The 7,329-nt window shown below is 43.5% G+C and carries 8 protein-coding genes; 6 read left to right on the forward strand and 2 right to left on the reverse strand.

The genetic code is table 11. The annotated features are described in order from the left end of the window. A partial coding sequence (locus tag F0364_RS11090; protein ID WP_153797841.1) for a helix-turn-helix domain-containing protein occupies positions 1–762 on the reverse strand: 762 nt, incomplete at its 3' end. Between the two features lie 76 nt (positions 763–838). Then, positions 839–1,612: an SDR family NAD(P)-dependent oxidoreductase gene (locus F0364_RS11095; protein ID WP_153797842.1), complete on the reverse strand. Its 774-nt coding sequence runs from the start codon at positions 1,610–1,612 to the stop codon at positions 839–841. A 659-nt stretch (positions 1,613–2,271) separates the two neighbouring features. Between F0364_RS11095 and F0364_RS11100 the strand changes: the two genes are divergently transcribed. From F0364_RS11100 to tnpA, 6 genes are all read left to right on the forward strand, one after another. After that, the gene (locus F0364_RS11100) at positions 2,272–3,027 is read left to right on the forward strand and encodes a helix-turn-helix domain-containing protein (protein ID WP_153797843.1); all 756 of its coding nucleotides are present in this window, start codon (positions 2,272–2,274) and stop codon (positions 3,025–3,027) included. 70 nt (positions 3,028–3,097) lie between these two features. Further along, positions 3,098–4,267: an FAD-dependent oxidoreductase gene (locus F0364_RS11105; RefSeq protein WP_153797844.1), complete on the forward strand. Its 1,170-nt coding sequence runs from the start codon at positions 3,098–3,100 to the stop codon at positions 4,265–4,267. A gap of 389 nt (positions 4,268–4,656) precedes the next feature. After that, the gene (locus tag F0364_RS11110; protein ID WP_153797855.1) at positions 4,657–5,049 is read left to right on the forward strand and encodes a hypothetical protein; all 393 of its coding nucleotides are present in this window, start codon (positions 4,657–4,659) and stop codon (positions 5,047–5,049) included. Positions 5,050–5,081: 32 nt separating this feature from the next. Then, positions 5,082–5,567, forward strand: a complete 486-nt coding sequence (locus F0364_RS11115) for an AlbA family DNA-binding domain-containing protein (protein WP_207632615.1) — start codon at positions 5,082–5,084, stop codon at positions 5,565–5,567. Positions 5,568–5,702: 135 nt separating this feature from the next. Then, complete coding sequence (locus tag F0364_RS11120; RefSeq protein WP_153797857.1) at positions 5,703–6,023, forward strand: hypothetical protein; 321 nt, start codon at positions 5,703–5,705, stop codon at positions 6,021–6,023. 1,201 nt (positions 6,024–7,224) lie between these two features. Then, positions 7,225–7,329, forward strand: a 105-nt coding sequence (tnpA, locus tag F0364_RS29520; RefSeq protein ID WP_442345985.1) for an IS66 family insertion sequence element accessory protein TnpA, incomplete at its 3' end; no start/stop codon positions are given.

Consider the following 7,329-nt stretch of genomic DNA (forward strand, 5'->3'; position numbering starts at 1 on the left):
CTGCTCATGGATATGCTGCTGCGCACTGAGTCCTGTAAGCGAGCGTAACATATCACTCAGGTAGTTCGGCGTATAATTCAATTGTTCAGCGAGGTACTGAACAGTAGGCAGACCACGATCGATCGGCTCTTCTTTTTGGAAATAGCTATTGAGGGCCGCTTCGAACTTCTGAAGGAGATCGTTGGTGGCTGCCTGCCGGGTCAGGAACTGACGTTTATAGAACCGCTTGGCGTAGGTCAGCAGAAGTTCTATCTGTGCGATGACCACCTCCTGGCTGAAATCGTCAATGCGGCTGTTCAGTTCCTCTTCGATGATCCTGAAAATAGATGCAACGGTGGTCCTTTCCTGCAGCGAAAGGTGAAGCGCCTCGTTCGATGAATAAGAAAAGAATCCATACTGCCTTATCTTAGCAGCAAGGGGATGACCCTGTAAAAAATTCTGGTGAAAGATCAATGAATAGCCTTCATTTCCTTTGTACCTGGATGTGCTGCCAACGACCTGGTTAGGCGCAGTGAACACCATACTCCCTTCATCAAAATCATAGTACCCCTGGCCGTACCTGAATTTGCCACCCAGCTTCTCGATAAAGGATATCTTATAAAGTGTTGTCACATAACTCACCGGTAACCGGCTTAGGTTGATCCGTTCGTCACGGGTATCAAACAGGGTGATCAGGGGATGCTTAGGCCCCGGCAGGTCCAGCATACGGTGAATCTCCTTAATAGATTCCAGTTTGGGAACTTTGGGCTTTTCCTTTTTCATAACTAAAAGTAAGAAATATGACCGGCACCTGTTTCGCCGGTCATATTGGATAAATTGTCGTTTTAAAGTACTGGCATTACCAGGGTAATTTGCCTTCCGGGCCCGTAAAGCCGCCAGTTGGGCCGTCGGTTTCCAGCGCAACGCGAATAGGTTCACGAGAGCCCACTTCCAGGCTATCCGTACCCTGGAAATTATTAAGGGCCGTTGCTGTGTAGCCCGGGCTGGTTGCATTTACTTTAATGCCTTCTTTTTCCAGTTCTATGGCGAAGGCCAGCGTAACGGCATTAAGTGCAGTTTTGGACGCGCCGTATACAATGCCAAAATGCTCCCGCGCCCAGCACTCCGGATCAGCTATCCAGGTTAGCGAGCCGAGGCCGCTGGACACATTAACGATACGTGCCGCTGATGATCGGCGCAGTAAGGGCAAAGCCGCCTGGGTGACAGCGATCACACCGAATACGTTGGTCTCCCAAACGGTGCGTACTTCATCCAGCGATACGTTGACGGCACGGCCGGTGCGCATCAATTCCTCCGGATTCTTCGGGGCATTTCCCGCATGCGAAATACCTGCGTTATTCACCAGCAGGTCAAGGCGGCCATATTCACTTGTTATTTTTACTACAGCCGCATTAATACTATCCTGCTTTGTGACATCCAGTTGCACTGCTTTTGCATGGCCGCCGATCTCCGCAGCCGCCTTTTCACCGTTCTCCAATTTACGGGAACCCAGATAAACAATATATCCGTTCGCGGCAAGCGCTTTGGCAATTTCATTACCTACACCTTGATTGGCGCCGGTTACCAACGCAATCAGCGCTGTGTTTGTAGATGGTCCGTTATTACTTTCCATGATATAAATGATTAATAGTGCAAAGATGGTTACCATCATTTTTGTCAATGTAACCGAATCAAGGATATTCCTAACTCAATCATCTTTTACTAAAAAAAGCTGCACCTACGACCAGATCAGCTAACAGGGACGCTTCACAGGGATTTTCAAAGCACAGTAAAAGGAGCAAACGCCGTCCAGCACTACTATATGACTCATATGTCCGGGAGGTTCTAAAGCCGCTCTGCAGGCGGTGTTAGCGCCTTGGCCATGCTCAACGATAGCAAACTTTTTATGACACTGCTTCTTCATCTTCAACTGTATCAATAGCTTTGGCTCGTTCAGAAGACCAGCTATGATATGTGGATTGGCAGGCGGTAAAGCAGCTTTGATAATCTGCCAAAGTCTCTCAAATCCGGGCATGCCACAGTAAACTTTTTGCCTCATATTATGCTACTTTGTGCCAGGCTGTGTGGGTGCGTGGATGCCTATGAAGCAGTAGAATTGGGTAACCTGCACCGTCATAGCGGACTCACAGGGTAACCTCAGATAAGGTGAGTGTACTTAAAATACAGTTTTTAAACATAGCTGATAAAGCTAATGGAATGAATCAATTAGAAGGCCTGAAAACACAAGAGCAAAAGGATTGCTACCTTTATCCATAATGTAATGGATTGTTTATGAGCCTGACCATCCAATCAAGATTGCCGGATAGTTCTATATCCCAGTTTGTTCACAGCTTCTGGACGCTGGAAAACAGCACGGGCAATGACATCCCTTCGACTGTGCTACCTAATGGAATGGTGGACGTGATTGTATCAAAGGTAAATGCTGAACATTGGGAGATAATAGTGAGGGGTATTGACACAGAACCTTCCCAAGTGAGCATTGTAAACGGGACAAAGATGTTCTCGATAGGCTTGAAACTCCTGGCAGTAGAATATTTGCTTGGGGATTCCATAAAAGATGTGCTGAACGGAGGAAGAAGTATCCCATACAGCTTTTGGCAATTTGACGAAAACGATTTGAGCAGTTTGGAAAACTTTTGCAATAAGGCCACGCAAAAGATAAAATCCGTTGCCGACGGGCAAATAGATGACCGTAAGAAAAACTTATTTGACGTTATCTACACAACTCACGGTTCTGTAACAGTAAAAGAGCTTTCTGAGAAAGTATTCTGGAGCAGCCGCCAGATCAATCGTTACTTTAATGAGCAGTTTGGTATATCACTAAAAACATACTGCAATGTGCTTCGTGTTGGTGAATCCTTCAGGCATATCAGCGAGGGCAAACTTTTTCCAGAACAAAATTTCACCGACCAGAATCATTTCATCAAAGAAATTAAGAAGTATACAGGCGTTACCCCCAAGGTGCTGAGCAAAAACAAGAATGCACAGTTTGTAAATATTACAGCCATTAGAAATTTCCCTTCCTAAAAAACGGCTGATTTTTACTATTCCGTTTCCTGCTGACGTAACAATTTTGCCCTATAATTAATAAAGCAAAATGTTATTGACTTCAAAAAAAATCGCCATTATTGGCGGCGGGCCAGGCGGATTGACACTGGCAAGATTGCTGCAGCTAAACGGCGTTGATGTAAAAGTGTATGAAAGAGACAAGGATAAAAGTGCCCGTGTACAAGGCTCGCCGCTTGATCTGCACGACGAATCGGGGCTGGCTGCCCTAAGCAAAGCTGGCTTGTTAGATGCGTTCAAGCAGAACTTTCTTGCCGGGGCAGACCGCCTGCAGATTATGAACGAACATGCCGAGGTACTTTTTAGCGACCATGCAACCAAACAAATAGAAAATTTCGACAGCAAAGATTTCCGTCCCGAAATCGACCGGGGCGTGCTGAGACAACTCTTGCTCACGTCTCTGCACCCAGGAACAGTAGCCTGGAATAGCCACTTCATTTTAATGGAAAAACAAAAGGAGGGCCGGCTGCTACATTTCAAAAACGGAATAACAGCTTATGCTGATATTGTTATCGCGGCCGATGGTGCCAACTCAAAGGTGCGTCCATATATCACAGATTTTAAAGCCTTCTATTCAGGTATTACGATGCTTGAAGGCACTATATATGAAGCCAGCAAAACAGCACCTCATATTTCTGCCATGCTTGGTGGCGGAAAAATAATGGCATTTGGGGACAGGAAGAATGTAATGTTAGGACAAAAGGCAAACGGCGTAATCGGTTTTTATGCCAGCTTCAAAGCCAGCGAAACCTGGGCAACGGATAGCGGATTGGATTTTTCTAATAAGGCACAAACGTTGCAGTGGTTTAAAAGCGAATATCCCGAATGGAGCAGTATCTGGCACGAGCTGTTTGAAGCTGCTGCGACGCCTCTCATTCCGCGGCCCATATTCTGTATGCAATTGGATCAAATCTGGAAAACCTTACCCAATCTTACTATGGTTGGCGATGCGGCGCATGTGATGCCGCCGTTTGCTGGCGAGGGGGTGAACATGGCGATGCTTGACGCTTTGGAGTTGAGCGAAAACTTGACATCTGGTAATTACAAGACCATACAGGAAGGTATTGCCAACTATGAAATGCGGATGCAGCAAAGAGCAGCAAAGGCTGCCCAGGAATCCCTGATCAATGGCGATCTGATGCACAGTGAAACTGCCCTGACCAGAATGCTTGAATTCTTTAATGGGCATCACGCTCAATAGGACAAGATCATAACCACCCGCTTTGTGGCAGAGTGGCAATACTGGATGGAAATTAAACGGGTGCCATCTTCACGGAGTTTTCCTTTCTTACAAATTAACTTGATAGGCTGACGCATAACTTGGTCTATTTAGGTCTATAAAAGCACTATCAAGTAGATTAAAGTTACCAACTAAGAATCGGCTGAAATGTTAGCGTAGATTGAATTTCAGCGATTTAGTATTAAGTTGTTTAAAGTTAGTTATGGAGTGCAGACTGGTCCGTAAAACCGTCCGGTCCGCCATCCGCCTGGGCCACTGCTTAGAAGGCAGTAGGTCATTGGTTTGGATCCAATCCGGGTCACAGCGACTGCTTGGTGAAAAGCATTTATCCTAATATTCAAATACTTCTTATGACCAGGTATATTAAAGACCCGTGGGCTAAGAAAACCAGAGAGGGCATGAAGATTCTCACCGGGGCTTTCAAGGTTACTTTTAAAGCAATTAAAACATTAAAACCGTCAAAGCCTGTCCGAAAGAATACCAAAGCCGCAGAAGCAAAACAAAGAGAAGAATACGAGGCATTAAAGCAATGGAAGGCCCTGGTATATAAAAAGTATGACCAGGGAGAAATACAGGCTGCAGAAGCGATATATATCAAGAGATACCCATTAAAACCAAATGAGGATATACATGCTGTAGTCAAAAGGCTTAAAAATAATGATGTTAGTGTGATGATTTTTCTAGTGATCGCTGCCGCTGTTATTTTAGCTGTAATAGCTCTACTAATCGTGTGGGTTATGTAAATAACAACAATTACGTAAATCTGAATAGTTTGATGACAGAAAAAGAAATTTTTGATAGGGTTAAAATAATTCTAAATCGAGCGCTTGCTGGTCTCGAAATAGAGAATCCAAAAGTAGAATTAAAGTCTCAGTGGTATGACCTTACTTCAGAACAAGGACTAAGCGAGTTTATTAAAGATACATCCGCAATAGCCAACACTGTGGGCCTGGATGGGTTTCTTATCATAGGGTATGATGAAAAAGGAAAGATATTTAAGCCTGCTAAATTCTCTGATTGTAAACTAAGAGATACGGCAGACTTGGTAGGCTTAATAGCCAAACGTATTAATGAGGCCTTTAATATCTCTTATTACTCAATGCCTTATCAAGGGGTAGTTGTTGACGTATTACATATTCCTTCCTCTCTAAATAAACCGCATGTGGTGCGGCTGCATAAATCATTCGATAAAACAGGCGCTGTCAGGAAAGAGGAAGAACTATGCCGAATAATTGAAATCCTAGCCAAAGAGCGAGCTTAAGGGCAAACTATCACCTTGAATCTCGTCAAGCTGCATGGGGATCACATTTTTAATTTAAAAAAACGGGTAATTGATAACCAAATATTACTTTGACAATATTTCAAAATCATTACAACTTTATACAAAACCCCCTTCATGAGCATTCATGCTAAAATGGATAAGCTCATATTAACACTTGACTTATATGAGTTTAAAAGAACGGATTTGAAGAAAATCAAAGCCGTCGGACGCCATGGTATTAAAGATCTGATTACTACGGTTGAAAAGGACATTGCTGATTCCTGGAGACTCAAAAAGCTAATCCTCATCAATCTGGAAATCATTGATAATCGCTTTGAAACTTTAGAAGGTTATGCTTCTGTGGTAGATATACTGATTGAAATGAAGTTTGTATTACTAACTTTCGGCGATTTACTAGAATCTAAGAAAAGCGCCTTGGAGTTTGGAATTTACTAACCTGATGAATTCTTGGGCGAACGAAACGATGTTAGTCCGCCTATCTTTTAACTTTTCAATCTTAGCATAATGGCTCAATTTGCGAAAGTTTTTTAAGGGTTTAGGGTTTAAAGTGCCTGGTGTTTTAACGCCGGGCTTTTTTATTAACTTTATCCGGGCCACTAATCCCGGTCCAACATTGATAGGACTGTAAGTTATCAAGCGCCTTTTCCAAGGCGCTTTTAATTTGATTGCTGTTTAATAGTTTCAACTTACGCTTAATTATATATTATTTATATTTGGCAAGTGTAATAGAATCTCTGTTTCACGGGGTATGAATGCCGGACAATTGCCCGGCATTTTTGTTGTTTTTATTATTTTCGAGCAGAACTCATAAGAGCAATAAGTTGGACCGGCATTTTCATTCCGGGCTTAGGAATCAAAAACAAAAGCCACCTATTCAGGTGGCTTTTTTTGCACTCCCATTGTAACTTTAACCGGGTATCTTTACCGGCATCCACACTTCAACCATGACTTTAATATCGCTATCAAGCTCCTGGTATTAATTGCCTTCGTTTTCGGAGTGGTTATTATTGTGAAGATCATAAACCGAAAAGAGCCGCCCAACAGCCAACGCATATACTTGCTCGACGCGGCAGCTATTGCAACCATTCTGGCCCTTATAGCCGTTATCCTCTATGAGTACCAGACGATGAAGCCGGAATAAAATAAAACGCCCCTGCGAAACGCAGAGGCGTGTAGTTGTCCCCCTAATGACATGCTGAGGCAAAGGTATTTAAAGCACAAATAAAGTCCTGTAGCGAACCCGGATGGCTTTTTGTAGCGATTTTACTACCATCCTTGCATTTCCCAAAAATCCTTTTTACCTTAAACTAGCTAAACTTGCCATGCGAACCCTTATCCTGTTTTGGGCAGTCATCAGCTGTAGGTCCTTCAATCCATTGAAACATCATTACAGTAAATGCCCCAGTACAGCCTATTGCTCTGCCTGCTCAAACTGTAGCCACGATAAATAGCGCAGAAGTGGCGGTATAGGCGGTGTCTGTACAACATCAGTAAAGTTGTAGTGTAAAGCAAAATTACTCGACAGTAGTTACTCGTAACGTATCCCTGCCAGCAAGTACATCTTGTTGCGCCTTTTAATTGACCGTTACTTTGTCAATAAAAAATTATGCAAAAGGATATTGAGGTCAGAGAGCAAATGTTTAGTATGATTGGAGACTGGCAGCAAAGCGGGCTTAGCCAGAAGGCGTTCTGTGCTCAGCACGGTATCCGCTACCATGTTTTTCACTATTGGTACAAAAAT

The sequence above is a fragment of the Foetidibacter luteolus genome, from assembly GCF_009650435.1.
In the GTDB taxonomy this organism is placed as follows: Bacteria; Bacteroidota; Bacteroidia; order Chitinophagales; family Chitinophagaceae; genus Foetidibacter; species Foetidibacter luteolus.

Coding starts and splice junctions, on each gene's coding strand:
- F0364_RS11095 (WP_153797842.1), bottom strand. CDS start 1,612: ATGGAAAGTAATAACGGACCATCTACAAACACAGCGCTGATTGCGTTG.
- F0364_RS11100 (WP_153797843.1), top strand. CDS start 2,272: ATGAGCCTGACCATCCAATCAAGATTGCCGGATAGTTCTATATCCCAG.
- F0364_RS11105 (WP_153797844.1), top strand. CDS start 3,098: ATGTTATTGACTTCAAAAAAAATCGCCATTATTGGCGGCGGGCCAGGC.
- F0364_RS11110 (WP_153797855.1), top strand. CDS start 4,657: ATGACCAGGTATATTAAAGACCCGTGGGCTAAGAAAACCAGAGAGGGC.
- F0364_RS11115 (WP_207632615.1), top strand. CDS start 5,082: ATGACAGAAAAAGAAATTTTTGATAGGGTTAAAATAATTCTAAATCGA.
- F0364_RS11120 (WP_153797857.1), top strand. CDS start 5,703: ATGAGCATTCATGCTAAAATGGATAAGCTCATATTAACACTTGACTTA.